This window comes from Streptomyces sp. NPDC093225 (assembly GCF_044753805.1).
GTDB lineage: Bacteria > Actinomycetota > Actinomycetes > Streptomycetales > Streptomycetaceae > Streptomyces.
Genome location: NZ_JBIVNX010000059.1, coordinates 16,562 through 41,288, shown reverse-complemented (window position 1 = coordinate 41,288; position 24,727 = coordinate 16,562). Strand labels below are relative to the sequence as shown.

The window sequence follows — 24,727 nt, the reverse complement described above, 5'->3', positions numbered from 1 at the left end:
GGTGGGTGGGCGGTGTCGGGCCTGTCCGCCTGCCGAGGGTTTCCGGGCCGGGTCGGGGCGTCAAGGGCGCCCTTCGGGCGTCGCCTGCGGCGATTCCGCTGCGCTCCACCCTTGACGCCCCGACCCGGCCCGGAAAGGCAAAACCTCGGCGGACAGGCCCCGGAAAGACGCCCGGGGCAGGTGTGAAGACTTCGGCCTGTCGAGTCCGGCCGGCGGGGTCAGCGCCTCCGATCGCTACGCCCCTCCGGTTCGGGTGGCGGCCTCCGGGTCCGGTGGGGGCTGGGCATAAGCCGCCCACGATCGCTACGCCCCTCCGGTGCGGTGGCGGGTGCGGCTGGGTGGGGGCCGGACATAAGCCGCCCACGATCGCTACGCCCCTCCGGTGCGGTGGCGGGTGCGGCTGGGTGGGGGCCGGACATAAGCCGCCCACGGTCGCTACCCCTACTGGTCGGCTCTGCGGCTGCCGGGCCGGCGGGGGCTGGACGTAGCCGCTTACGGTCGCTGCACCCCCTTGGTCGGGTGGCGGGTGCGGGCCGGTGGGGCCGCCCAACGATCGTCACGCCCCACCGGTCGGTCGTGCCAGGTGGCCGAGTCGGCCGTGGCCGTCGCGTCAGATGTCGATGACGCGGTAGGCGATCGTGTAGACGCCGCCGGAGCCCTCCAGGGAGCGGTACTGGATCTCCGCGTCCGCCTCGGAGCCCGTCACGAGGGTGGCGCCGAGCTTGTCGTCGCCGCTGGTCGTGTCGTCGTCCCAGAGGGTGAGGGTGCGGGCCTGGTCGCGGCCCAGGACGAGGGCGGCGTTGCCGTTCGCGTCGGTCAGGGAGCGGACGTAGTTGGTGCCCATGGTCTGGTACTTCGCGGAGCCGGGCCAGACCTTGATCTGGTTGCCGTTGGCGTCGGTGATCTTGATGTAGGCCTCGTCGTGGTCGCCCTCGCTCTGCTGGTGGCAGGTCAGCTCCAGCAGCTCGATGCGGACCTGGTCGACGGGCGCGGCCTGGGCCGCGCCGGCCAGGGCCGTCAGGGTGGTGAGGGCCAGGGCGGTGGCGGTGGCGAGGCGGGTCTTCGTGCCGAGCATGTCGTTCCCCCGTGGGTGTTCGGCCGCCGGGGCTTTCCCGGTGGTGGGTCCACCGTGCCCGTGGGGCGCGGGGGCGCTCCACGTGCGTTCCGGTGAGTGGAACGGCTATCGGCGGACCACCGGTGGGAGCTGGGGCGCGGCGTGGCGGGACAGGGCCCGGGAGATGGCCAGGCCCGCGTCGGTGACGGCCTGGGCCAGGGCCTCCAGGGGGCGGCCCGCGCGGACCACCCCGGCGAGGGCGGCGACCGTGCGGCCGTCGGGGGTGCGGACGGGGACGGCGGCGCAGGCCACGCCGTCCATGACGGTCTCGCGGTCCAGGAGCGGGGCGGTCCGCCGGGGGCCGCGCAGGGCGCGGCCGGCGGCGGTGTCGAGGAGGAAGCTCATGCCGTCGCGGACGGGGACCAGGGGTTCGGGTTCGCCGGGGACCGAGCAGACCGTCATCGCGAGGTCCTCGCGCAGGACGGTCAGGACGGCGCTGGCGCCGGTGGCGGCGCGGAGGCGGTGCAGCGGGAGCCGGGCGGCGGCGCGCAGGCCCGGGTGGGGCTGCCAGCCCTGGCCGAGGCGGAACAGTTGCGGGCCCGTCCGGTAGCGGGTGCCGCGGCGCTCCACCGCGCCTACGGCTGCCAGCTGGTCCAGCAGCCGGTGCACGGTCGCCTTCGGTACGCCGCAGGCGACGGCGAGCTCCGTGACGCCGGCCTCGTCGCCGTGCAGGCGCAGCGCTTCCAGCAGGGCGAAGGCGCCCTCCAGTACTCCGCGGCCCTGATGCGGGGCGGGTGTGCCCATGGTGTTCCCCCGAACCGGGCCGGTCCGGCCGCATCCCCCCTGGCGCGGCGCCGTTGCCCGACACAGCAGGATGCAACGCGGCGGAGGCCGTTCGCGAAGGGTTGGCGGGCGTGTCCGAGCTCCTATGGACAGGCGCGGTGACCGGGCGGTAACTTAATAGTCTGAGCAAGCGCTTAGACAGGCGGCATCGGCCGCGCGACGGAGGGAGGCGGCCGTGCGCCGTACGGTATTCAACGAGGACCACGAGGCGTTCCGCGAGACCCTGCGGGCCTTCATCGAGGCCGAGGTCGTCCCGGTCTACGACGAGTGGTTCGCCGCCGGCCAGGCGCCCCGAGACTTCTACTACCAGCTCGGCGAGCTGGGCGTCTTCGGCATCAACGTCCCCGAGGAGTTCGGCGGCGCGGGCCTGGACACCCACAAGTTCGAGGCCGTCCTCTACGAGGAGACCGCGCGCGCGGGCGTGAACTTCGGCGGCTCCGGCGTGCACGTGCTGCTCGCCCTGCCCTACATCAAGATGCTCGCCTCCGACGAGCAGAAGAAGCGCTTCCTCCCGAAGTTCGTCTCCGGTGAGGAGATGTGGGCGCTGGCGATGACCGAGCCGGGCACCGGCTCCGACGTCGCGGGCATGAAGACCACCGCCAAGCTCTCCGAGGACGGCACGCACTACGTCCTCAACGGCTCCAAGACCTTCATCACCGGTGGCGTGCACGCCGACCGCGTGATCGTCTGCGCCCGCACCTCCGCCCCGAGCGAGGACGACCGCCGCTTCGGCATCTCGCTGTTCGCCGTGGACACCAAGGCGGAGGGCTACTCGATCGGCCGCAAGCTCGACAAGCTCGGCCTGCGCACGTCCGACACCGCCGAGCTGGCGTTCGTCGACGTCAAGGTCCCGGTCGAGGACCTGCTGGGCGAGGAGGGCAAGGGCTTCTACTACCTCGGCCACAACCTGGCGTCCGAGCGCTGGGGCATCGCCTTCGGCGCGTACGCCCAGGCCGCCGCGGCCGTCCGGTTCGCCCAGCAGTACGTGACGGACCGCACCGTCTTCGGCAAGCCGGTCGCGCACTTCCAGAACACCAAGTTCGAGCTGGCCGCCTGCCAGGCCGAGGTGGACGCCGCCCAGGCCGTCGCCGACCGCGCCCTGGAGGCCCTGGACGCGGGCGAGCTGACCCCGGCCGAGGCCGCCAGCGCCAAGCTGTTCTGCACCGAGGTCGCGCACCGCGTCATCGACCGCTGCCTCCAGCTGCACGGCGGCTACGGCTACATGAACGAGTACCCGATCGCCCGCCTGTACGCCGACAACCGCGTCAACCGCATCTACGGCGGCACCAGCGAGATCATGAAGTCGATCATCGCCAAGTCGATGGGCCTGTAATCCACTTGAACGAGGCACTCACCTCACTCCTCGATCTGCTCGACCTCGAGCAGATCGAGGAGAACATCTTCCGTGGGCTGAGCCGTTCGGCACTGATCCCGCGGGTCTTCGGCGGGCAGGTCGCGGCGCAGGCGCTGGTCGCGGCCGGCCGTACGGTGCCCGGCGACCGCACGGCGCACTCGCTGCACTCGTACTTCCTGCGGCCCGGCGACCCGGGCGCGCCGATCGTGTACTCCGTGGACCGGATCCGCGACGGGCGCTCGTTCACCACGCGCCGGGTCGTCGCCGTGCAGCACGGCCACCCGATCTTCCACCTCTCCGCGTCGTTCCAGACGTACGAGGAGGGGCTGGACCACCAGGCCGTCATGCCCGCGGCGCCGGACCCGGAGTCGCTGCCGACGGCCGCCGAGGCGCTGCCCCGCTACCAGGAGGTCTTCCGGGACCCGGGCACGGTCGGGCGGCTGCTGGAGGCGCGCGGGGCGGTCGACCTGCGGTACGCCACGACGCCCCCGTGGGGGACGGTGGGCGTGCCGGTGGAGCCGCGCTCGCAGGTCTGGTTCCGTACGGCCGGCAAGCTGGCCGACGACCCGCTGCTGCACACCTGCCTGGCGACCTACGTCTCCGACATGACGCTGCTCGACGCCGTCCTGCTCGCGCACGGACGTGGCGGCTGGGCGGTCGGCGACGTGGTCGGGGCCTCGCTGGACCACGCGATGTGGTTCCACCGGCCGTTCCGGGCCGACGAGTGGCTGCTGTACGACCAGGAGTCCCCCACCGCCCACGGCGGCCGGGGCCTGGGCCAGGCCCGCATCTGGACCCAGGACGGCCAGCTGGCCATCACGGTCATCCAGGAGGGCGTGGTCCGCGTCCCGCGCTGATCAGAGCGTTCCTGGCGGGGCGACCCAGACGGTGGGCTGCCCCGTGACCCGGGCCACCGTCTCGAAGTCGGCGTCGTAGTGCAGGACGGTGAGACCGTTGAGTTCCGCCGTGGCCGCCAGGAGCAGGTCCACCGGGCCCGCGCTCCGGTGCTCGCCCCTGTCCGTGAGCATGCGCTGCACCGTGAGCGCGCGACGTACGGCGTCATCGGGCATGGGCACCCAGTTGAACAGTTCGGCCAGCTGTTCCTGCTTGGAGATCCGGTCCCCGAGCGACCTGGCGGAGTACAGCAACTCCAACTCGGTGACCTCGCAGACCGCGACGACGCCCTCGACCAGGTGATCGACCCAGCGGGCCTGAACGTTCTTGTCCTCGAGGACGCGCACGATCGCGGACGTGTCGATGAGGTGTGTCACTGCGCTCATCGACGGTAGTTCGCCTTGTCCTTCAAGATCTCGAAGTCGCCGCGCTCGGCCATGGCGGTGAGTGCTTCCAGCGCCTTGAGACGACGACGGCGCTTCGCCACCTCGAGGAGGGCGGCGTTGACGGTGTCCTTCTTGGTCTTCGTACCCAGTATCGAGGCGGCTTCGCTGAGCGCCTCGTCGTCGACCTCGACGTAGAGGTTGGACATCTTCGGCATCGCCATATCCTCCAATGAGTCGATCCATATAAAGGATAGGCGCGCCGAATCCGTCACGACAACGGTCGTCACCCTGCCGGGTGAGCCGCAGCCGCTACCCCTCCAGCAACCCCGCCCCGTTGAGCAGGTACGCCGTCATCGGGTCGTAGTAGCGCGGGTCGCGGACGTGGTCGTCGAGGGGGACGACGACCTGGAGGGTGCCCTCGGACTCGCCGAGGAAGAGGGCCGGGTCGTTGCAGTCGGCGTAGCCGACGGAGTCCAGACCGCGCTGGCCCGCGCAGCCGGCCCAGCCGTGGTCGGCGACGACCAGGTCGGGCTGGGGGCGGCCCTCGGCCGCGAGACCGTCGAGGATGGCGGCCATCGGGGCGGGCGAGTGGGTGTGCCACAGGGTCGCGCCCCGCTCGAGCACCGCGACGTCCGCGAACTGCCAGACCTGCGCCTCGTCCGCGGTCAGGCCCCCGGGGATGCGGACGATCTCGCAGCCGGCCGCCCGCAGGGCGTCGGCGGTGGCGCGGTGGACGTCGAGCAGGCCGCCCGGGTGGCCGGTGGCCAGCAGCACGCTCTGCTTGTCGACGGCGGCCTTGCGCAGCCGGGCCGCGAGCCGGTCGAGGGCGGCGACGGTCAGCTCGGGGTCGATGGTGTCCTGGCCGGCGCGGTGGTCGTGGTCGTCGACGACGCCGCAGCGCTCGGCCATGACGGCGAGGACGTCCTGCTCGTCGGTCCAGCGGTCGCCCAGGTCCAGGCCCAGCCAGTAGTGGCGGTCACCGTTCGCGAGCTTGCGGTAGTGGCTCAGGTTGTTCTCGCGCGGGGTGGCGACCTGGCCGGCGATACGCGTGCGGACGAGGTGGTCGGTGAGTTCGGCTCGGCTGGGTACCTGGCTGGATATCGGCATGGGGATCATTCTGCCGCCGCCGGGCCCGGCGCGGGCGACACGTCCCGATAGTCGGACCGCCGTCCGGGGAATCCGGCCCGTCGCCCCGGCGGCGCGACACGCCCGGACGCCGCCCGGCGCTAGTCCGACAGCGCCGCGAACGCCCCGTAGGCCAGCCGCCGCAGCAGCGACTCCGTCGCCCCGCGCCCGACCGCCCCCAGGTGCGGGGTCGAGTTCAGCAGGCCGAAGACGGCGTGCACGGCGACCCGGACCTCGGCCTCGGGCACGCCCGGGTGCAGCGCGCGTACGGTCTCCACCCACAGCTCGACGTACTGCCGCTGGAGCTGTCGCACCAGCTTGCGGTCCTCCTCGCGCAGCCGGTCCAGCTCGCGGTCGTGCAGGGTGATCAGCGGCCGGTCGTCGAGGGCGAAGTCGATGTGCCCGTTGATGAGCGAGGCCAGCACCGCGGCCGGGTCGCCGGCCGCCTCGGCCACGCGGTGGCGGCCGCCGGTCAGCAGGCGCTCGCTGATGCCCACCAGCAGCTCCGCGAGCATGGCGTCCTTGCCGGCGAAGTGCCGGTAGAGGCCGGGGCCGCTGATGCCCACGGCGGCGCCTATCTCGTCCACGCCCACGCCGTGGAAGCCGCGCTCGGCGAAGAGTCGGGCGGCCTCCTTGAGGATCTGCTCGCGGCGGCTCGGGGCCGCGGTGACGCCAGTGGCTCCGGTGGCTGCGGCTTCGGCTCTGGTGCTCATGGGAATTCATTCTAGACAGCGCTGTTAGCGCTCGTTAACCTGAAGGAAACGCGTTAACGCTCATTAACCGAGCAAGGGAGCTCGAGGGATGCAGCAGGCACCAGTGCTGGCGAGCGCCGCCGACCCGGCGTCCGAGGCCTGGCGGACCAACGAGGCCGCCCACCAGGAGCTCACGGAAGGGCTGCGGGCCCGCCTCGCGGCGGCGCGCGAGGGCGGTGGCGAACGCGCCCGCGCCAAGCACACCGCGCGCGGCAAGCTGCTGCCGCGCGACCGGGTGGACACGCTCCTCGACCCCGGTTCCCCGTTCCTGGAGCTGGCCCCGCTGGCCGCCGAGGAGATGTACGGCGGGGCCGCCCCGGCCGCCGGCGTGATCGCGGGCATCGGGCGGGTCAGCGGCCGCGAGTGCGTCGTCGTGGCGAACGACGCCACCGTCAAGGGCGGCACGTACTACCCGATGACCGTCAAGAAGCACCTGCGCGCGCAGGAGGTGGCCCTGGAGAACCGGCTGCCCTGCCTCTACCTGGTCGACTCCGGCGGCGCCTTCCTGCCCATGCAGGACGAGGTCTTCCCCGACCGCGAGCACTTCGGGCGGATCTTCTACAACCAGGCCCGCATGTCGGGGGCCGGCATCCCGCAGATCGCCGCGGTCCTCGGCTCCTGCACCGCCGGCGGGGCGTACGTCCCCGCGATGAGCGACGAGGCGGTGATCGTCCGCAACCAGGGCACGATCTTCCTGGGCGGCCCGCCGCTGGTGAAGGCCGCCACCGGCGAGGTGGTCACGGCCGAGGAGCTGGGCGGCGGCGAGGTGCACAGCCGCGTCTCCGGCGTGACCGACCACCTGGCCGAGGACGACGCGCACGCGCTGCGGATCGTCCGCAACATCGTGGCCACCCTGCCCGAGCGCGGCGCGCTGCCGTGGCCGGTGCAGGCCCCCGAGGAGCCCAAGGTCGACCCGGCGGGGCTGTACGGAGCGGTCCCCGTGGACTCCCGCACCCCGTACGACGCCCGCGAGATCATCGCGCGGATCGTGGACGGGTCGCGGTTCGCCGAGTTCAAGGCGGAGTTCGGCACGACGCTGGTCACCGGCTTCGCCCACATCCACGGGCACCCGGTCGGCATCGTGGCGAACAACGGCATCCTGTTCGCCGAGTCCGCCCAGAAGGGCGCGCACTTCATCGAGCTGTGCGACCAGCGCGGCATCCCGCTGCTGTTCCTGCAGAACATCTCCGGCTTCATGGTGGGCCGCGACTACGAGGCCGGCGGCATCGCCAAGCACGGCGCGAAGATGGTCACCGCCGTGGCCTGCACCCGCGTGCCGAAGCTGACCGTCGTGGTCGGCGGCTCGTACGGCGCCGGCAACTACTCGATGTGCGGCCGGGCGTACTCGCCGCGCTTCCTGTGGATGTGGCCGAACGCCAAGATCTCGGTCATGGGCGGCGAGCAGGCCGCCTCCGTGCTGGCGACGGTCAAGCGGGACCAGATGGAGGCCCGCGGGGAGTACTGGTCGGGCGACGAGGAGGACGCCTTCAAGGCTCCGGTGCGCGCCCAGTACGAGGAGCAGGGCAACGCCTACTACGCCACGGCCCGGCTGTGGGACGACGGCGTGATCGACCCGATGGAGACCCGGCAGGTGCTGGGGCTCGCGCTGACCGCCTGTGCCAACGCCCCGCTGGGTGACAGCGGCTTCGGCATCTTCCGGATGTGAGGACGATGTTCAACTCTGTTCTGGTCGCCAACCGCGGTGAGATCGCGGTCCGCGTCATCCGCACCCTGCGCGCGCTCGGCATCCGGTCGGTCGCCGTCTTCAGCGACGCCGACGCCGACGCCAAGCACGTGCGGGAGGCCGACACGGCGGTGCGGATCGGCCCGGCGGCCGCCGCCGAGAGCTACCTGTCGGTGGAGAAGCTGATCGACGCGGCCCGGCGCACGGGCGCGCAGGCGGTGCACCCGGGATACGGCTTCCTCGCGGAGAACGCCGGCTTCGCGGCCGCCTGCGAGGCCGCGGGACTGGTCTTCATCGGCCCGCCGGCGAGCGCCATCTCCCTGATGGGCGACAAGATCCGCGCCAAGGAGACGGTGAAGGCGGCCGGCGTGCCGGTCGTGCCCGGCTCCTCCGGCAGCGGCCTGTCGGACGCCGAACTGACCGCGGCCGCCGCCGAGATCGGCATGCCGGTGCTGCTCAAGCCCTCCGCGGGCGGCGGCGGCAAGGGCATGCGGCTGGTGCGGGACGCGGCGCTGCTGGCGGACGAGATCGCGGCGGCCCGTCGCGAGGCCCGCTCCTCCTTCGGTGACGACACGCTGCTGGTGGAGCGGTGGATCGACCGACCCCGGCACATCGAGATCCAGGTGCTGGCGGACGGGCACGGGAACGTGATCCACCTCGGCGAGCGCGAGTGCTCGCTGCAGCGGCGGCACCAGAAGGTGGTCGAGGAGGCCCCCTCGGTGCTGCTGACCCCCGAGATCCGGGCAGCGATGGGCGAGGCGGCGGTGTCCGCGGCCCGGTCGTGCGGGTACGTCGGGGCGGGCACGGTGGAGTTCATCGTGCCGGGCGGGGACCCGTCCTCGTACTACTTCATGGAGATGAACACCCGGCTCCAGGTGGAGCACCCGGTGACCGAGCTCGTGACCGGGCTCGACCTGGTGGAGCTCCAGCTGCGGGTGGCGGCCGGCGAGGCGCTGCCGCTCGCGCAGGCCGACGTGCGGCTGGACGGGCACGCGATCGAGGCGCGGGTCTGCGCCGAGGACCCCGCACGCGGGTTCCTGCCGTCCGGCGGCCGGGTGCTGGCCCTGTCGGAGCCGGACGCGAGCCCGGTCCGTACGGACTCGGGCCTGACGGCCGGGGTGGACGTGGGCAGCACGTACGACCCGATGCTGTCGAAGGTCATCGCCTGGGGTCCGGACCGGGCCGCCGCGCTGCGGTCGCTGCGGGCGGCGCTGGCGGACACGGTGATCCTGGGCGTGCCGACGAACGCGGGCTTCCTGCGGCGTCTGCTGGCCCACCCGTCGGTCGTCACGGGCGACATGGACACCGGCCTGGTCGAGCGCGACCTCGCCGACCTGCTGCCCGAGGGCGTGCCGGCCGAGGTGTACGCGACGGCCGCGCTGCTGCGCGGGGCCCCCGCGCAGCGGGGGGCGGGCTGGGTCGACCCGTTCGGGTCGGCGAACGGCTGGCGGCTGGGCGGCACCCCCGCCTGGACCGTGCACCCCTTCCGCATCCCGGGCCAGGACCCGGTCGAGGTCCGCACCCGCGCCGTCGCGGGCGGCGTCGAGGTGCTGCTGCCCGGCGGCGACGCGCTGCGGGCCCGGCTCGTGGCGGGCGGCGCCGACCGGGTGACGGTCGAGCTCGACGGCGTCACGCACGCGTTCGCGCACGCCACCTCCCCCGAGGGGGTCTGGCTGGGCCGGGACGGCGACACCTGGCACGTCACCGCGTACGACCCCGTCGAGGCGAGCCTGTCCGGCCGGGCGCACGCCGGGGCGGACACCCTCGCGGCGCCGATGCCCGGCACGGTCACGGTCGTGAAGGTGGCCGTCGGCGACAAGGTCACGGCCGGTCAGAGCCTGCTCGTGGTCGAGGCGATGAAGATGGAGCACGTCATCTCCGCCCCGCACGACGGCACGGTCGCCGAGCTGGACGTCATCCCCGGCACGACGGTCGCGATGGACCAGATCCTCGCCGTCGTGACCCCGGACGCGGAGGAGGAAACGGCATGAGCGTCCCCGGACTGCCCATGAGCGTGCCCGGCGCCGGCCTGCCGGCGCGGGTGCGGATCCACGAGGTCGGCGCCCGCGACGGGCTGCAGAACGAGAAGTCGGCCGTGCCGACCGAGGTGAAGGCCGAGTTCATCCGCCGCCTCGCGGACGCGGGCCTGACGACCGTCGAGGCGACCAGCTTCGTCCACCCCAAGTGGGTGCCCCAGCTGGCCGACGCGGAACAGCTGTTCCCGCAGCTGGCGGACCTCGAGGACGTCCACCTGCCGGTGCTCGTGCCCAACGAGCGCGGCCTGGACCGGGCCCATGAGCTCGGCGCCACCCGCATCGCGGTCTTCGGCTCGGCCACGGAAACGTTCGCTCAGCGCAACCTGAACCGCACCGTCGCCGAGTCCCTGGCCATGTTCGAGCCGGTCGTCGCCCGGGCCAGGGCCGAGCGGATGCACGTGCGCGGCTACCTGTCGATGTGCTTCGGCGACCCGTGGGAGGGCCCGGTCCCGGTCCACCAGGTCGTCCGGGTCGCCAAGGCCCTGCTCGACCTCGGCTGCGACGAGCTGAGCCTGGGCGACACCATCGGCGTGGCCACGCCGGGGCACGTCCAGGCACTGCTGGCGCAGCTGAACGAGGAGGGCGTGGGCACCGACCGGATCGGCGTGCACTTCCACGACACCTACGGCCAGGCGCTGTCGAACACCCTGGCCGCCCTCCAGCACGGCGTCACCACCGTCGACGCCTCCGCCGGCGGCCTCGGCGGCTGCCCGTACGCCAAGAGCGCCACCGGCAACCTCGCCACCGAGGACCTGGTGTGGATGCTCGACGGCCTCGGCATCGAGACCGGTGTCGACCTCGGCAAGCTCACCGCCACGAGCGTGTGGATGGCCGAACAGCTGGGTCGCCCCAGCCCCTCCCGTACCGTCCGCGCCCTCTCCCACAAGGAGTAACGACCCATGCCCCTCGACCACCGGCTCACCCCCGAGCACGAGGAACTCCGCCGTACCGTCGAGGCGTTCGCCCACGACGTGGTGGCCCCGAAGATCGGCGACTTCTACGAGCGCCACGAGTTCCCGTACGAGATCGTCGCCGAGATGGGCCGCATGGGCCTGTTCGGCCTGCCCTTCCCCGAGGAGTACGGCGGCATGGGCGGGGACTACCTCGCCCTCGGCATCGCCCTGGAGGAGCTGGCCCGGGTCGACTCCTCGGTCGCCATCACCCTGGAGGCGGGCGTCTCGCTGGGCGCCATGCCGCTCTACCTCTTCGGTACGGACGAGCAGAAGCAGCAGTGGCTGCCGAAGCTGTGCGCGGGCGAGATGCTGGGCGCGTTCGGCCTGACCGAGCCGGGCGCCGGCTCGGACGCCGGCGGCACCCGCACCACGGCCGTCCGCGAGGGCGACGAGTGGGTCATCAACGGCTCGAAGTGCTTCATCACGAACTCGGGCACGGACATCACGGGCCTGGTCACGGTCACCGCGGTCACCGGCCGCAAGGCGGACGGCCGCCCGGAGATCTCCAGCATCATCGTGCCCTCCGGCACCCCCGGTTTCACGGTGGCCGCCCCGTACTCCAAGGTCGGCTGGAACGCCTCGGACACCCGTGAGCTGTCGTTCGACAACGTGCGCGTGCCGGTGGCGAACCTGGTGGGTCAGGAGGGTCGCGGGTACGCCCAGTTCCTGCGCATCCTCGACGAGGGCCGCATCGCCATCGCGGCCCTGGCCACCGGTCTGGCGCAGGGCTGCGTGGACGAGTCGGTGAAGTACGCCAAGGAGCGGGAGGCCTTCGGCCGGCCGATCGGCTCGAACCAGGCCATCCAGTTCAAGCTGGCGGACATGGAGATGCGGGCGCACATGGCCCGGATCGGCTGGCGGGACGCGGCCTCGCGCCTGGTGGCGGGCGAGCCGTTCAAGAAGGAGGCGGCGATCGCGAAGCTGTACTCCTCCACGGTCGCGGTGGACAACGCCCGCGAGGCGACCCAGATCCACGGCGGGTACGGGTTCATGAACGAGTACCCGGTGGCGCGCATGTGGCGCGACTCGAAGATCCTCGAGATCGGCGAGGGCACGAGCGAGGTCCAGCGGATGCTGATCGCCCGGGAACTCGGCTTCACCGCTTAGACGTTGCCCTGGTGTTCAGGGGAAGTCGAAGCCCCCGCGACCTGACCGCGGGGGCTTCGGCGCTTTTTCGTTTCTGCAGCACTTCGATGCCGCGGATGACCGTCCAATGCTCACTAATACGCCCATATCGCCTTTCCACCCACGCGGGAGCGTTGCGTGATTTGACCAATTTTGCGGTGCTACGTTGCGGCCCCCAGCCCTCTAGCAATGGAGCATCTGCAGTGATCAGATCCGTGCAGTCGCCCCTCTCGTCGCCCGGCCGCCGCCTGCGGGCCGCGCTCGCGACCGCCGTGCTCTCGGCGTCCTTCACCGCCCCCCTGGCGCTGGCCACCGCGACGACGGCGGCCGCCCAGACGTGTACGACGGCGAACGTGCTCGCAGGCAGCCACTTCGAGATCGACGTCAACGCCAACCTCATCGTCAACGGCGGCGTGGACTGCATCGACTGGCTCACCGGCGGCACCGGCACCCCGTTCCGCAACCCGCAGGGCGTCAAGACCGACCGGCCGAGCGGCTCCACCGACGACGCCTTCGGCCAGGGCTCGAAGGAGGACGACCCGAACCCGACGATCGTCCTCGGATCGATCCCGCCCAACAAGAGCGACCTGCTGAACTTCGGCGTGTTCACGGAGACCAACACGACGCCGAAGTTCCTGGAGCTGTTCTGGCGCCGGGTCAACAACCCGTCCGGCACGACGAACATGGACTTCGAGCTGAACCAGAAGTTCTGCGACCCGACCGCGACGCCCACGAACTGCGCCAACAACGGGTCGATGGAGACCGCGACCCCGGTCCGCACCATCGGCGACAAGCTGATCACGTACGACCTCGCCAACGGCGGCACCGTCCCGATCATCTCCCTCCGCAACTGGACCGGTTCCGCCTGGGGCGCCCCCTCGATCATCAGCGGCGGCGCCAACCCGCTGGCCCTGGGCTCGGTGAACACCACCGCCATCCCTGCGAACCAGGCCGGCAGCCTCGGCGCCCTGTCCCCCTTCACCTTCGGTGAGGCCGCGATCTCGTTCAACGCGATCTTCCCGTCGGGCGGTGCCTGCACGAGCTTCGGCTCCGCCTACGTCAAGAGCCGCTCCTCGGACGCCTTCAACTCCGAGCTGAAGGACTTCATCGCCCCCGAGCGGGTGCAGATCACCAACTGCGCCTCGCTGATCACCACCGCCTCGGACACCGTCACCATCGGCAGCTCGATCAGCGACACCGCGACGCTGGGCGGCGTCGCCGCCAACGCCGGCGGGAACATCGTCTTCCGCGCGTTCAACGCGGCCGGCTGCGCCCCGGGCGCCCAGGTCTTCACCTCCACCGTCCCGGTGAGCGGCCCCGGCAACTACGGCTCCGGCAGCTTCTTCCCGGCCGCCGTCGGCAGCTACTTCTGGACCGCCGCCTACAGCGGCGACGCCAACAACGCCCCGGCCGCGACGGCCTGTGGGGACGCCAACGAGACGAGCGTGGTCCAGAAGACCCGGCCGTCGATCGCCACCGACCTCTCGGCGGACACGATCACGCTCGGCCAGTCGGCCTTCGACTCGGCCACCCTCAGCGACGCGACCTCCGACGCGGGCGGCACGGTCACGTACACCGTCTACACCGACAACCTCTGCACCCTGAACCCGCGTGACGCCGGCACCAAGACCGTCGTCAACGGTGTCGTCCCGAACTCGGACTCGCTGCAGTTCAACACGGTCGGCACGTTCTACTGGCAGGCCGTCTACAGCGGCGACGCCAAGAACATGTCGGCACAGAGCCCCTGCCTGACCGAACCCCTGGTCGTGGACAAGGCCCCCGCGACGGTCGCCACCGCGCAGGAGTTCTTCCCGCAGGACTCGGCCACGGTCTCCGCGACCGCGGGCGGCACCCCCACCGGCACCGTCACGTTCCGCCTGTACGGTCCGAACGACACCACGTGCAGCCTCCCCCCCGTGCACGAGGAGCTGAACGTCCCGCTCGTCGGCGGTTCCGCGGCGACGAACAACACGAACTTCAGCATCGACGCCACCAACGACGGCGAGTACCACTGGAGGGTCCTGTACTCCGGCGACGCCAACCACAACCCGGCCACCAGCCCCTGCTCCGTCGAGCACTCCGAGCTGACGGTCACCGACAGCTGATCCCCCGCCCCCAGGGGCAGTGAACGCGACGAGGGCCTCCCGCCACCCGGCGGGGGGCCCTCGACGCGCACCCCCTACCCACCGGCCGCGCAGCGCAGCACCCCACCTGACGGCAAAAAAGTAAGGACTCCCTTACCTGAATTGGCTGAGGTTAGGCTAACCTACGTTCCGAATCGGCCCGCGTGGCCGGACCGGATCGTACGAAAGCGGACACCGACATGCCCAAGTCCCGTGCTGCCCACCTCTCCCGTCGCGGCGTCCTCGCCGCCGGCGGCGTCCTCGGCCTCGGTGCCGTGCTCGCCGCGTGCGGGGACGGCGACACGAAAAAGGACTCCGGCAACGGCTCCGCCGACAACGCCAAGAAGGGCCCCTGGAGCTTCAAGGACGACCGCGGCACCACGGTGAGCACCAAGGCCGTCCCGAAGAACATCGTGGCCTTCACCGGAACCGCCGCCGCGCTCCACGACTTCGGCGTCCCGGTCAAGGGCGTGTTCGGCCCGACGAAGCTGCCCGACGGCAAGCCCGACGTGCAGGCCGGCTCGCTCGACATCTCCAAGGTGGAGATCCTGGGCAACGTCTGGGGCGAGTTCAACGTCGAGAAGTACGCGGCCCTCGGGCCCGAGGTGCTCATCACCAACATGTGGATCAAGGACCAGCTCTGGTTCGTGCCGGACGAGTCCAAGGACAAGATCCTCAAGCTGGCCCCGAGCGTCGCCCTGTGGGCCGCCGACACCACCATCCCCAAGGTGATCCAGCGTCACGCCGAGCTGGCCGAGTCCCTCGGCGCGGACCCGAAGGCCAAGAACGTCGCCGACGCCAAGGCCCGCTTCGAGAAGGCCGCCGCCCGGCTGCGCTCGGCCGCCAAGGCCAACCCGGGCCTGAAGGTGCTCATCGGCTCCGGCAGCGCCGACCTGTTCTACGTCTCGGCCGCCAAGCCCGGCGCGGACACGCGCTACTTCCAGGAGCTGGGCCTGACCTTCGTGGAGCCGAAGGTCAACGCCCAGGGCTTCTTCGAGGAGCTGTCCTGGGAGAACGTCGGCACGTACAAGGCCGACATCATCATGCTCGACAACCGCACGGGCACCCTCCAGGCGAACGACCTCAAGGCGAAGCCGACCTGGAACCAGCTGCCCGCCGTCAAGGCCGGCCAGGTCATCCCGCGCGTGACCGAGCCGATCTTCTCGTACGACAAGTGCGCCCCGATCCTGGAGGACCTCGCCGCCGCGGTCGAGAAGGCCAAGAAGGTCAGCTGACCGCACGACCAGGGGGATCCACGCCATGACCACGAGCACGACCACTGCCACGACCACTTCCACGACCACCGACGCCGACCGGGCGGCCCTGCACTTCGGCTTCTTCGAGCTGGAGGTACTGCGCACCCGCCGCGTCGGACACTCCTTCCTGCGCGTCACGTTCGGCGGTGAGTCCCTCGCGGACTTCCGCTCCGGCGGCCGCGACCAGAGCCTGTCGCTGTTCCTGCCGCAGCCGCACGTCGAGCACACCGTGCTCCCGTCGACCGACGAGGACACCTGGTTCGCCGCCTGGCGCGGGATGCCGGCCGACGAGATGCCGGTGATGCGCTCCTACACCGTGCGCGAGCAGCGCACCGCGCCCGGCGGCGCGGTCGAGGTCGACATCGACTTCGTGCTGCACGGGGACTCCTCGCCCGCCTCGAACTGGGCCGGCCGGGCCCGCGAGGGCAGTCGCATCATGGCGATCGGCCCGCGCGTGGCGGCGAACAAGTCGGTCCGCTTCCAGGTCCGCCCGGACGCCGACCTGCTCGTGATGTACGCCGACGAGACCGCGCTGCCGGCCGCGGCCGCGATCCTGGCGGCCCTGCCCGCGGGTCACCGCGTCCGGGCCGTCTTCGAGGTCCCGCACGAGGACGACCGGCTGGCACTGGAGACCGCGGCCGAGGCCGAGTTCACCTGGCTGGTCCGGGACCCGGGTACGGGTGCCGCGCGCGCCGACGCGGTGGTGGGCGCGCTGCGCGCCGCCGAGCTGCCCGGGATCGCGGACGGGTCGGCGTACGCCTGGCTCGCGGGCGAGGCCGGCACCGTACGGGCGGCGCGCCGCCACCTCGTCCAGGAGCGCGCCCTCGACCGCCGGGCGGTGCGCTTCACCGGCTACTGGCGGCTCGGCGCCAGCGAGGAGGAGCTCCTCGCCGAGGCGTACTCCGGCCGCGCCCCCAGCGAGGACCCCGAGTCCGCGCTCTGAGGGCGAGCGCTCCGAGGGCGAGCGTCCGGGGCGCCCGCTCCCTGGGGCGAGCGCCCCGAGGAGAAGCGCTCTGACGCGTGCACCCCTCGCGTCAGCAGCCCCGCAAGACCTCCGCGCGCGGGTCCCCCCGGCTCGCGCGCGGAGTCCCCAACTCCCTTCGTTTCCAAGGCAGTCAGCGCGTCAGGCCCCACCGTTTCCGGCTGGGGCCTGACTTGCGTTTCGGACAACTTAGGTTAGGCTAACCTTATCTGGAACAGCCCCCCTGTACTTCCCCTGCCTGCCCCGGAGGACCACTGATGCGTTCGCATCTGCTCAACGAGACGACCGCGGACCACTACCGTCGATCCGTCACCGAGGGCGTCGAACGCGTGGCCGCCAAACTCGCCGCGACCACCCGCCCCCACACCGGCATCTCCGTCGACGAGCTCGCCCCGGTCATCGCGGGCATCGACCTCGACCGCCCGCTCGCGGACCCCGCCGCCGCGCTCGACGAGCTGGAGGAGGTCTACCTGCGCGACGCGGTGTACTTCCACTCCCCGCGCTACCTGGGCCACCTGAACTGCCCCGTGGTCATCCCCGCCGTGCTCGGCGAGGCCGTCCTCTCCGCGGTCAACTCCTCCCTGGACACCTGGGACCAGTCCATCGGCGGCACCCTCATCGAGCGCCGCCTGGTCGACTGGACCGCCGGCCGCATCGGCTTCGGCCCCGGCGCCGACGGCGTGTTCACCTCCGGCGGCAGCCAGTCCAACTTCCACGCCCTCCTGCTCGCCCGCGACGAGGCCTGCCGGCTCGTCATGAAGAACAGCGAGCGCGAGCTGTCGAAGGCCGAGCTCCTGCCGAAACTGCGCATCTTCACCTCGGAGTGCAGCCACTTCAGCGTCAAGAAGTCCGCCGCCATGCTCGGCCTGGGCTACGAGGCCGTCGTCTCCGTCCCCTGCGACCAGAACAAGCGCATGCAGACCGTGGCCCTGGCCCACGAGCTGGAGAAGTGCGAGCGCGAGGGCCTGTACCCGATGGCGATCGTCGCCACCGCCGGCACCACCGACTTCGGGTCCATCGACCCGCTCCCGGAGATCGCCCGACTGGCCGCCACCCACAGCGCCTGGATGCACGTGGACGCCGCGTACGGCTGCGGCCTGCTGGTCTCCCCCACCCGCCGCCGGCTGCTCGACGGCATCGAGCTGGCCGACTCGGTCACCGTCGACTTCCACAAGTCGTTCTTCCAGCCCGTCAGTTCGAGCGCGGTACTGGTCCGTGACCGGGACACCCTCAAGCACGCCACCTACCACGCGGACTACCTCAACCCGCGCCGGATGGCCGAGGAGCGGATCCCCAACCAGGTCGACAAGTCCATCCAGACCACCCGCCGCTTCGACGCCCTCAAGCTGTGGATGACCCTGCGCGTCATGGGCGCCGACGGCGTCGGCGAGCTCTTCGACGAGGTCTGCGACCTCGCCGCGGCCGGCCACGCGCTGCTCACCGCCGACCCGCGCTTCGAGGTCGTGGTCGCGCCGCAGCTGTCCACCCTCGTCTTCCGCTACTCCCCCAGCTACCGCTGGGAGGTGCCCCCGTCCGAGGGCGTCACCCACCCCGACCTCGTCGACCGCGCCAACCTGCACGCCCGCAAGGCGCTGTTCGCCTCGGGCGAGGCCGTGGTCGCCGGCACCAAGGTCGCCGGCTCCCACTACCTCAAGTTCACCCTCCTCAACCCGCAGACCACGACGGCCGACATCGCGGCCGTCCTCGACCTCCTCGCCGCACACGCCGAGCAGTACCTGGGAGAATCCCTTGTCCACGCCTCGTGAGACCCGTCAGCCGTACGACTTCATCGGGATCGGCCTGGGCCCCTTCAACCTGGGCCTGGCCTGCCTGACCGCTCCCATCGACGAGCTCAGCGGCCTGTTCATCGAGTCGAAGCCGCACTTCGAGTGGCACGCCGGGATGTTCCTCGACGGCGCCCACCTGCAGACGCCCTTCATGTCGGACCTGGTCACGCTCGCCGACCCCACCTCGCCCTTCTCCTTCCTCAACTACCTGAAGGACAAGGACCGGCTGTACTCGTTCTACATCCGCGAGAACTTCTACCCGCTGCGCGCCGAGTACAACGACTACTGCCGCTGGGCCGCCGACCGGCTCGACAGCGTCCTGTACTCGACCACGGTCACCGAGGTCACCTACGACGCGGCCGCCGAGCTGTACGAGGTCACCACCGACGGCGGCGAGACGTACCGCACCCGCAAGCTCGTGCTCGGCACCGGCACCCCCGCGTACGTCCCCGAGGCCTGCGCCGACCTGGGCGGCGACTTCGTCCACAACTCCACCTACATGGACGCCAGGGCGGAGCTGCAGAAGAAGGAGTCCATCACCCTCGTCGGCTCCGGCCAGAGCGCCGCGGAGATCTACTACGACCTGCTCAGCGAGATCGACGTCCACGGCTACCGGCTCAACTGGGTCACCCGCTCCCCGCGCTTCTTCCCGCTGGAGTACACCAAGCTCACCCTGGAGATGACCTCGCCGGAGTACGTGGACTACTTCCACGGCCTGCCCGAGGACACCCGCTACCGCCTGGAGACCCAGCAGAAGGGCCTGTTCAAGGGCATCGACGGCGAGCTGATCAACGCCATCTTCGACCTGCTCTACCAGAAGGACGTCGAGGCGGGCGACCGGCCGGTGCCGACCTCCCTGCTGACCAACACCGCCCTGAACGCGGCCGCGTACGACACCACCACCGGTACGTACACCCTGGGCCTGCGCCAGGAGGAGCAGGAGCGCGACTTCACCCTCGCCACCGAGGGCCTGGTCCTGGCCACCGGCTACAAGTACGCCGAGCCGGCCTTCCTCGCGGGCATCCGCGACCGGCTGCGCTACGACGGCCGCGGCCGCTTCGACGTGGCCCGCAACTACTCCGTCGACACCACCGGCCGCGGGGTGTTCCTGCAGAACGCCGGCGTCCACACCCACTCGATCACCTCGCCCGACCTGGGCATGGGGCCGTACCGCAACGCGTACATCATCCGCGAGCTGCTCGGCCGCGAGTACTACAAGGTCGAGAAGTCCATCGCGTTCCAGCAGTTCGCCGCCCCGGAAGGCACCCTGGCATGAGCACCACCCCCTTCTCCCGCACCGACGCGGCGCTCGGCGGCTTCGCCGTCCGCCCGCTCGACCCGCTGACGGACGCCGAGCTGCTGCACGGCTGGGTCACCCACCCCAAGGCGTCCTTCTGGATGATGCAGGACCACTCGCTGACCGACGTCGAGCGCGAGTACATGGCGATCGCCGCGTCCGAGCACCACCACGCGTTCCTCGGCCTGCACGACGGCCGGCCGGCCTTCCTGATGGAGTCGTACGACCCGGCGCACGTCGAGCTCGTGGACCTGTACGAGCCCGAGCCCGGCGACGTCGGCATGCACTTCCTCGTCGCCCCCACGGACACGCCGGTCAGCGGCTTCACCCGGGCCGTCATCACCACCGTGATGGCCGCCCTGTTCGCCGACCCGGCCGTCCGGCGGGTCGTCGTCGAGCCGGACGTGCGCAACACCGCGGTACACGCCCTGAACGAGGTCGTGGGCTTCGTCCCCGAGCGGGAGATCGCGAAGCCGGAGAAGACCGCCCTGCTCAGCTTCTGCACCCGCGAGCAGTTCGAGGCGGCCGTGGCGGGCGTCTCGGGCGCGGAGGTGTCGATATGAGCACCACCGGTACGAACGCCCCGCGGTCGCCCTACGCCGGGGACCCGGCCGGCGCCGTGGCGCACCTGACCCCCGAGCTGTGGGCGCGCGCCAACCGGGCCCTGGTCCGCAAGGCCCTGGCCGAGTTCGCCCACGAGCGCCTGCTGACCCCGGCCCCCGCCGACGACGGCACCTGGTCGGTGCGCAGCGACGACGGCACGGTCGAGTACCGCTTCCGGGCCGTCCGCCGCGCCCTGGACCACTGGGCCGTGGACGCAGAAACGATCACTCGCCACCGGGACGGGGCGGAGCTCCCCCTGGACGCCGTCGACTTCCACATCGAGCTGCGCGAGTCCCTGGGCCTGAGCGCCGCGGTCCTGCCCGTGTACCTGGAGGAGATCTCCTCCACGCTGGCCGGTACGGCGTACAAGCACACCAAGGAGCAGGTGCCCGCGGCCGTCCTCGCGAAGGGCTCCTTCCAGGACATCGAGACCGGCATGACCGAGGGCCACCCCTGCTTCGTGGCCAACAACGGCCGGCTCGGCTTCGGCGTCCACGAGTACCGCGCCTTCGCCCCCGAGGCCGCGCACCCGGTCCGCCTGGTGTGGGTGGCCGCGCACCGCGAGGTCGCGGCCTTCACCTCGGGCGCGGACCTGTCGTACGACTCCTTCATCCGCGCGGAGCTGGGCGGGGCGGCCCTGGCTCGGTTCGGGGCGGTGCTGTCCGGGCTGGGCCTGGACCCGGCGGACTACCTGCTGCTGCCGGTCCACCCCTGGCAGTGGTGGAACAAGACCACGGTCACCTTCGCCGCGGAGATCGCCGAACGGCGGCTGGTGCTGCTGGGCGAGGGCGACGACGCCTACCTCCCGCAGCAGTCCATCCGGACCTTCTTCAACACGGCCTCCCCCGAGAAGCACTACGTGAAGACCGCCATCTCGGTCCTCAACATGGGCTTCATGCGGGGCCTGTCGGCGGCCTACATGGAGGCCACCCCGGCCATCAACGACTGGCTGCACCAGCTGATCGAGGGCGACGAGGTGCTGCGGTCGGTCGACTTCTCGATCATCCGGGAGCGCGCCGCGGTCGGCTACCGCCACCGCCAGTACGAGCGCGCCACCGACCGCTACTCCCCGTACCGCAAGATGCTGGCGGCCCTGTGGCGCGAGTCTCCGGTGCCCACGCTCCAGGACGGCGAGCGGCTGACGACGATGGCGGCCCTGCTGCACGTCGACGCGGAGGGCCGGTCGTTCGTCGGCGCCCTCGTCGAGGAGTCGGGCCTGTCGGTCGCGGAGTGGATGCGGGCCTACCTGCGGGCGTACCTGCTGCCGCTGCTGCACTGCTTCTACGCGTACGACCTGGCGTACATGCCGCACGGCGAGAACACCATCCTCGTCATCAAGGACGGCGTCGTGCAGCGGGCGATCTTCAAGGACATCGCCGAGGAGATCGTCGTCATGGACCCGGACGCGGTGCTGCCGCCGGCGGTGGAGCGCATCCGCGCCGAGGTCCCTGAGGACATGAAGCTGCTGTCGGTCTTCACCGACGTCTTCGACTGCTTCTTCCGCTTCCTGGGCTCGATCCTGGAGGACGACGGGGTATGCCCGGAGTCCGAGTTCTGGCGGGCCGTGGCGGACTGCGCCCACGCGTACCAGGAGTCGGTGCCGCAGCTCGCCGATCGGTTCGCCCAGTACGACCTGTTCGCGCCGGAGTTCCAGCTCTCCTGCCTGAACCGCCTCCAGCTGCGCAACAACGAGCAGATGGTCGACCTCTCCGACCCGTCCGCCGCCCTCCAGCTGGTGGGCACGCTGGCGAACCCCCTGGCGCCCTTCGCGCGCCGCTGAGGACCGCCGGCCGGCGCGCGAACCGAACGGCCCGCGCCGGCCGGCCCGCCCGGGGCGGGCGCACCCTTCCGTACGACGGTCCCTCGGGAGGTGCGCCCGCCCCGGCGCCGTCCCGGGACGTCGGGGACCGTGTCCCTGGGACGGACGGGACACCTGCGGCGGTGGTGGGACGGCCTAGGTTCGGTCCGGGCCGACCCGGCGCCGGATACCGGTGGGCGGCCCGTCACCTCAGCCACCGTCGAACCGGAAGGTCCCATGCGCAAGCCACTCGTCGCCCTCGGCACCACGGCCCTGCTCCTCGCGTCGTCCCTGACCCTGACCCTCGGGTCGGCCTCCGACGCCGCGGCCGACGGCCGCGCGTACTGCAAGGCCATGTTCGGCAGCTACGAGCCCCTGCTCTACCAGGGCATCCAGGGCTACACCCTGGAGGTCCAGGAGCTCCAGTGCGAGCTGAACTACTGGCGGCCGAGCCTGAACCTCGCCCAGGACGGCAAGTTCGGCCCCGCCACGCGCGCCGCCGTCGTGACGTTCCAGAAGTTCGCCGGCCTGGACCCGGACGGCAAGGTGGGCTGGTACACGTGGACCAAGCTCGACGCCTGGTGCAACTACCTGGAGACCTGACCGGGCCCGGGGGCCCCCTCACCCGCCGCGGGGCGGAATCGCGCCACCGCCAAGGCTCTCCGCCGGTTCTCCAGCACTTCACGCAGCGCGGTGTTGACCGTCTCCGACGTGGTGCTCGTGCCCAGGGCCGTCGCCACCTCGGCGATCGGCTCCTCATCGAGATCGATCGCCGTCCTGGCCATCACACATCTCCTGTGACAGGGCGAGCATGTGCCCTCAGGCTGCGGCCTTGGCGGTGCAGTCGGCGCAGCGGGGCTTGGGATCGTGGGTGCGGAAGGCCTTTTCACAGTCCTCGCAGGAGCGCAGCGGTGCCGGGCGGGGCGGGGGCGGGGCCGCCGCCGGGAGCGGGGGCGGGAGCAGCGCGGTGAGCCGGTACTCCAGGAAGCGCGGCGGATGGTGGATCGGCGTCGAGGCCGGCGGCAGGTTCGCCGTGAGGGTGCGGATCACCTGCTCGGGCGTCGCGTCCCGGGCCAGCCAGTCGTCGACCGCGGGCGCCAGCCGGTTCACGTCCCGTACGGACAGCAGCAGGCGGGGGTCCGCGACGCGCAGCCGGGCGAGGACCTCCGCCGCCGGCCCGGTGACGGGCGGGCCGTCGGGGGCCGCAGGAACGCGTGCGGGGCCGGGAGCCGCGGGTGTCGGGGGCGGGGGCTCCGGGGGCTCGACTGCGGCCGGGGGCTCGGCTACCGCCGGGGGCGCGGGTTCGGCCGGGGCTGGCCGCTCCGGCCGAGGCGGCGGCGGGGCCGGAGCTGTGGGGGCAGGCCGGGCCGAGGGCGGGACGGCCTGCTCGGCCGCGTCACCGCAGCCGGGCTTCTCGTAGTAGATCGTTCGGGTGGCGAAGCGGCCGGCGCCCAGCGGCACCCGGCGCCGCTCCAGGTACCCGGCCGCGACCAGCTCGTTCAGGGCCCGCCGGATGGCGATCTCCCCCTCGCGGTAGCGCCGGGTGAGGGCCTTGACGGACACGTCGGTCCCGTCCGGGACGGACTGGATGTACAGCGCCACGCCCACCGCGAGACCCGAGAGGTCGGGGTGCTGGGCGAGGTGGTTGCCGACCACGGTGAACCGGCTCTCGTGGCGGTGCGACCGGTGGATCACCCCGGCGCGGGGAGCGTCCTCGGGGAGCGGATTCACGGGGTGCGCGGACGCGGCCGCGCTAGACTGCGAGCAAGCCATCGGGAAGGCGTCTTCTTCCTGATCGGTCAGGCCCTCGCCGGGATTGCCGTCCTGCCGGGGGCCGAAGTCTTTTTGGGGTTGTTGCGGCCGACCGTAGCGCACGGATACGTGCCGCTGTCATATCCGTCACCCGATCGTGTGAGCGGGTGGGTTGAGGGCGGCGGGGGTCGGGTTCGGTTGGTGATTTCCCCCGGCTTTAGGAGGGACGTCCGCGTCACCGCAACCCGCCGGGCCACGCCCCGGTGGGCGCTACCCCCGGATGTGCGCCACGAACGCCGCCCAGACGGGCGCGGCAATGATGACTACGGGCCCAGAAACGTTCTTGCTGTCGCGGACAGGGACGACTCCCGGCACATCGTCCGCGATCTCCACGCAGTCGCCGCCTCCCGCCGAGCTGTAACTGCTCTTGCGCCACCGCATGGCGGCTTCCGCCGCTTTGGTCACGTGCATGGGTACCGCTCCTCAATGGCTGCGCGGACGAGTCTCGCCGAGGCGACCGGCGACAGCGCGTCGGCCTGGAGGCGATCGTAGACAACCGTTCGTCGCAGCACTTCGCCCGTATCTTCGAAGAGACGCCCGAACGTGACCCCCTCCTCGTACGCCACCTCTCGCCCATCGGGCAGGGACAGCACCGTGAAGGAACTCCCGATGGTGGCGGGTTCGGCGCTACTGAACGGCAACACCTGAATGCGAACCCTTGGGAGCCGCCCCAGATCCAACAGGTGCTCCAGTTGTTCGCGCATGACCAGGCGGCCGCCGACGGGGCGGTACAACACGGCCTCGTCGAGGATGAACCACATCCACGGCGGCACCTCCCTCCGCAGGATCGACTGGCGATCGAGCCGGGCGCCATCCCCAGCAGCGTGACGCATATGCCTCTAGCTGGTGACGGAGTCAACTCC

24 protein-coding genes are annotated in these 24,727 nt (G+C 71.6%); 14 read left to right on the top strand and 10 right to left on the bottom strand.

The genetic code is table 11. From position 1 onward, the window contains the following. Nucleotides 1-610 precede the first annotated feature (610 nt). Nucleotides 611-1,075: a hypothetical protein gene (locus tag ACIQCH_RS33700; RefSeq protein WP_402587314.1), complete on the bottom strand. Its 465-nt coding sequence runs from the start codon at nucleotides 1,073-1,075 to the stop codon at nucleotides 611-613. 105 nt (nucleotides 1,076-1,180) lie between these two features. After that, entirely contained in the window at nucleotides 1,181-1,858 is a 678-nt protein-coding gene (locus ACIQCH_RS33695) for an IclR family transcriptional regulator (RefSeq protein ID WP_402587312.1), read from the bottom strand. 214 nt (nucleotides 1,859-2,072) lie between these two features. Between ACIQCH_RS33695 and ACIQCH_RS33690 the strand changes: the two genes are divergently transcribed. Together ACIQCH_RS33690 and tesB are read left to right on the top strand one after the other, a co-directional pair. Further along, a complete protein-coding gene (locus ACIQCH_RS33690) occupies nucleotides 2,073-3,230 on the top strand; it encodes an acyl-CoA dehydrogenase family protein (protein WP_402587310.1) in 1,158 nt (385 codons plus the stop codon). Nucleotides 3,231-3,235: 5 nt separating this feature from the next. Then, on the top strand, nucleotides 3,236-4,108 hold the full coding sequence (gene tesB, locus ACIQCH_RS33685) for an acyl-CoA thioesterase II (RefSeq protein ID WP_402587308.1): 873 nt from the start codon (nucleotides 3,236-3,238) through the stop codon (nucleotides 4,106-4,108). On the opposite strand, the gene ACIQCH_RS33680 is transcribed toward tesB, so the two are convergent. The 4 genes from ACIQCH_RS33680 to ACIQCH_RS33665 form a co-directional block, all read right to left on the bottom strand. Then, nucleotides 4,109-4,531: a PIN domain nuclease gene (locus tag ACIQCH_RS33680; protein ID WP_402587306.1), complete on the bottom strand. Its 423-nt coding sequence runs from the start codon at nucleotides 4,529-4,531 to the stop codon at nucleotides 4,109-4,111. Continuing rightward, nucleotides 4,528-4,746, bottom strand: a complete 219-nt coding sequence (locus ACIQCH_RS33675; protein ID WP_402587304.1) for a type II toxin-antitoxin system VapB family antitoxin — start codon at nucleotides 4,744-4,746, stop codon at nucleotides 4,528-4,530. Before ACIQCH_RS33675 ends, ACIQCH_RS33680 begins: the two co-directional genes overlap by 4 nt. A 94-nt stretch (nucleotides 4,747-4,840) precedes the next feature. After that, nucleotides 4,841-5,647 (bottom strand): phosphatase, encoded by an 807-nt coding sequence (locus ACIQCH_RS33670; RefSeq protein WP_402587302.1) that lies wholly within the window; start codon nucleotides 5,645-5,647, stop codon nucleotides 4,841-4,843. A 110-nt stretch (nucleotides 5,648-5,757) separates the two neighbouring features. Next, complete coding sequence (locus ACIQCH_RS33665; RefSeq protein ID WP_402587300.1) at nucleotides 5,758-6,369, bottom strand: TetR/AcrR family transcriptional regulator; 612 nt, start codon at nucleotides 6,367-6,369, stop codon at nucleotides 5,758-5,760. Between the two features lie 88 nt (nucleotides 6,370-6,457). Here ACIQCH_RS33665 and ACIQCH_RS33660 point away from each other — a divergent pair, with 88 nt between their 5' ends. The 12 genes from ACIQCH_RS33660 (at nucleotide 6,458) to ACIQCH_RS33605 (ending at nucleotide 22,655) form a co-directional block, all read left to right on the top strand. Continuing rightward, nucleotides 6,458-8,074, top strand: coding sequence for a carboxyl transferase domain-containing protein (locus tag ACIQCH_RS33660; RefSeq protein ID WP_402587299.1), 1,617 nt, complete (start codon nucleotides 6,458-6,460; stop codon nucleotides 8,072-8,074). Nucleotides 8,075-8,079: 5 nt separating this feature from the next. Continuing rightward, nucleotides 8,080-10,083, top strand: coding sequence for an acetyl/propionyl/methylcrotonyl-CoA carboxylase subunit alpha (locus tag ACIQCH_RS33655; protein WP_402587297.1), 2,004 nt, complete (start codon nucleotides 8,080-8,082; stop codon nucleotides 10,081-10,083). Continuing rightward, nucleotides 10,080-11,021, top strand: a complete 942-nt coding sequence (locus ACIQCH_RS33650; RefSeq protein WP_402587295.1) for a hydroxymethylglutaryl-CoA lyase — start codon at nucleotides 10,080-10,082, stop codon at nucleotides 11,019-11,021. The genes ACIQCH_RS33655 and ACIQCH_RS33650 overlap by 4 nt, the downstream gene beginning before the upstream one ends. A 6-nt stretch (nucleotides 11,022-11,027) precedes the next feature. Continuing rightward, a complete protein-coding gene (locus ACIQCH_RS33645) occupies nucleotides 11,028-12,188 on the top strand; it encodes an acyl-CoA dehydrogenase family protein (protein WP_402587293.1) in 1,161 nt (386 codons plus the stop codon). A 221-nt stretch (nucleotides 12,189-12,409) separates the two neighbouring features. Continuing rightward, nucleotides 12,410-14,311, top strand: a complete 1,902-nt coding sequence (locus tag ACIQCH_RS33640; RefSeq protein ID WP_402587291.1) for a hypothetical protein — start codon at nucleotides 12,410-12,412, stop codon at nucleotides 14,309-14,311. A gap of 218 nt (nucleotides 14,312-14,529) precedes the next feature. Beyond that, on the top strand, nucleotides 14,530-15,564 hold the full coding sequence (locus ACIQCH_RS33635) for an ABC transporter substrate-binding protein (RefSeq protein WP_402587289.1): 1,035 nt from the start codon (nucleotides 14,530-14,532) through the stop codon (nucleotides 15,562-15,564). A gap of 25 nt (nucleotides 15,565-15,589) precedes the next feature. Beyond that, nucleotides 15,590-16,528, top strand: a complete 939-nt coding sequence (locus ACIQCH_RS33630) for a siderophore-interacting protein (RefSeq protein WP_402587287.1) — start codon at nucleotides 15,590-15,592, stop codon at nucleotides 16,526-16,528. Nucleotides 16,529-16,824: 296 nt separating this feature from the next. Further along, nucleotides 16,825-18,333, top strand: coding sequence for a pyridoxal phosphate-dependent decarboxylase family protein (locus tag ACIQCH_RS33625; protein WP_402587285.1), 1,509 nt, complete (start codon nucleotides 16,825-16,827; stop codon nucleotides 18,331-18,333). Then, a complete protein-coding gene (locus tag ACIQCH_RS33620; RefSeq protein WP_402587283.1) occupies nucleotides 18,317-19,630 on the top strand; it encodes a lysine N(6)-hydroxylase/L-ornithine N(5)-oxygenase family protein in 1,314 nt (437 codons plus the stop codon). Before ACIQCH_RS33625 ends, ACIQCH_RS33620 begins: the two co-directional genes overlap by 17 nt. After that, the gene (locus tag ACIQCH_RS33615) at nucleotides 19,627-20,214 is read left to right on the top strand and encodes a GNAT family N-acetyltransferase (RefSeq protein WP_402587281.1); all 588 of its coding nucleotides are present in this window, start codon (nucleotides 19,627-19,629) and stop codon (nucleotides 20,212-20,214) included. Before ACIQCH_RS33620 ends, ACIQCH_RS33615 begins: the two co-directional genes overlap by 4 nt. Continuing rightward, nucleotides 20,211-22,034, top strand: coding sequence for an IucA/IucC family protein (locus ACIQCH_RS33610; RefSeq protein ID WP_402587279.1), 1,824 nt, complete (start codon nucleotides 20,211-20,213; stop codon nucleotides 22,032-22,034). Before ACIQCH_RS33615 ends, ACIQCH_RS33610 begins: the two co-directional genes overlap by 4 nt. Nucleotides 22,035-22,289: 255 nt before the next feature. Further along, nucleotides 22,290-22,655, top strand: a complete 366-nt coding sequence (locus ACIQCH_RS33605) for a peptidoglycan-binding protein (RefSeq protein WP_402587277.1) — start codon at nucleotides 22,290-22,292, stop codon at nucleotides 22,653-22,655. Here ACIQCH_RS33605 and ACIQCH_RS33600 read toward each other — a convergent pair. From ACIQCH_RS33600 to ACIQCH_RS33585, 4 genes are all read right to left on the bottom strand, one after another. After that, on the bottom strand, nucleotides 22,640-22,837 hold the full coding sequence (locus ACIQCH_RS33600; RefSeq protein WP_402587275.1) for a type II toxin-antitoxin system VapB family antitoxin: 198 nt from the start codon (nucleotides 22,835-22,837) through the stop codon (nucleotides 22,640-22,642). The two genes, ACIQCH_RS33605 and ACIQCH_RS33600, sit on opposite strands and share 16 nt — an antisense overlap. A 34-nt stretch (nucleotides 22,838-22,871) precedes the next feature. Then, nucleotides 22,872-23,783, bottom strand: coding sequence for a hypothetical protein (locus tag ACIQCH_RS33595; RefSeq protein ID WP_402587273.1), 912 nt, complete (start codon nucleotides 23,781-23,783; stop codon nucleotides 22,872-22,874). A 291-nt stretch (nucleotides 23,784-24,074) separates the two neighbouring features. Continuing rightward, nucleotides 24,075-24,275 (bottom strand): DUF397 domain-containing protein, encoded by a 201-nt coding sequence (locus tag ACIQCH_RS33590; protein ID WP_402587271.1) that lies wholly within the window; start codon nucleotides 24,273-24,275, stop codon nucleotides 24,075-24,077. Beyond that, entirely contained in the window at nucleotides 24,266-24,697 is a 432-nt protein-coding gene (locus ACIQCH_RS33585) for a DUF5753 domain-containing protein (RefSeq protein ID WP_402587269.1), read from the bottom strand. Before ACIQCH_RS33585 ends, ACIQCH_RS33590 begins: the two co-directional genes overlap by 10 nt. Between the last annotated feature and the right edge of the window lie 30 nt (nucleotides 24,698-24,727).

Bases quoted from the DNA above. Each gene is read 5' to 3' on its own strand.
- ACIQCH_RS33585 (WP_402587269.1), bottom strand. From the start codon at position 24,697: ATGCGTCACGCTGCTGGGGATGGCGCCCGGCTCGATCGCCAGTCGATC.
- ACIQCH_RS33635 (WP_402587289.1), top strand. From the start codon at position 14,530: ATGCCCAAGTCCCGTGCTGCCCACCTCTCCCGTCGCGGCGTCCTCGCC.
- ACIQCH_RS33605 (WP_402587277.1), top strand. From the start codon at position 22,290: ATGCGCAAGCCACTCGTCGCCCTCGGCACCACGGCCCTGCTCCTCGCG.
- ACIQCH_RS33680 (WP_402587306.1), bottom strand. From the start codon at position 4,531: ATGAGCGCAGTGACACACCTCATCGACACGTCCGCGATCGTGCGCGTC.
- ACIQCH_RS33590 (WP_402587271.1), bottom strand. From the start codon at position 24,275: ATGCACGTGACCAAAGCGGCGGAAGCCGCCATGCGGTGGCGCAAGAGC.
- ACIQCH_RS33625 (WP_402587285.1), top strand. From the start codon at position 16,825: ATGCGTTCGCATCTGCTCAACGAGACGACCGCGGACCACTACCGTCGA.
- ACIQCH_RS33700 (WP_402587314.1), bottom strand. From the start codon at position 1,075: ATGCTCGGCACGAAGACCCGCCTCGCCACCGCCACCGCCCTGGCCCTC.
- ACIQCH_RS33600 (WP_402587275.1), bottom strand. From the start codon at position 22,837: ATGGCCAGGACGGCGATCGATCTCGATGAGGAGCCGATCGCCGAGGTG.
- ACIQCH_RS33630 (WP_402587287.1), top strand. From the start codon at position 15,590: ATGACCACGAGCACGACCACTGCCACGACCACTTCCACGACCACCGAC.
- ACIQCH_RS33660 (WP_402587299.1), top strand. From the start codon at position 6,458: ATGCAGCAGGCACCAGTGCTGGCGAGCGCCGCCGACCCGGCGTCCGAG.
- ACIQCH_RS33670 (WP_402587302.1), bottom strand. From the start codon at position 5,647: ATGATCCCCATGCCGATATCCAGCCAGGTACCCAGCCGAGCCGAACTC.
- ACIQCH_RS33645 (WP_402587293.1), top strand. From the start codon at position 11,028: ATGCCCCTCGACCACCGGCTCACCCCCGAGCACGAGGAACTCCGCCGT.
- ACIQCH_RS33655 (WP_402587297.1), top strand. From the start codon at position 8,080: ATGTTCAACTCTGTTCTGGTCGCCAACCGCGGTGAGATCGCGGTCCGC.
- ACIQCH_RS33675 (WP_402587304.1), bottom strand. From the start codon at position 4,746: ATGCCGAAGATGTCCAACCTCTACGTCGAGGTCGACGACGAGGCGCTC.
- ACIQCH_RS33610 (WP_402587279.1), top strand. From the start codon at position 20,211: ATGAGCACCACCGGTACGAACGCCCCGCGGTCGCCCTACGCCGGGGAC.
- ACIQCH_RS33615 (WP_402587281.1), top strand. From the start codon at position 19,627: ATGAGCACCACCCCCTTCTCCCGCACCGACGCGGCGCTCGGCGGCTTC.
- ACIQCH_RS33650 (WP_402587295.1), top strand. From the start codon at position 10,080: ATGAGCGTCCCCGGACTGCCCATGAGCGTGCCCGGCGCCGGCCTGCCG.
- ACIQCH_RS33665 (WP_402587300.1), bottom strand. From the start codon at position 6,369: ATGAGCACCAGAGCCGAAGCCGCAGCCACCGGAGCCACTGGCGTCACC.
- ACIQCH_RS33695 (WP_402587312.1), bottom strand. From the start codon at position 1,858: ATGGGCACACCCGCCCCGCATCAGGGCCGCGGAGTACTGGAGGGCGCC.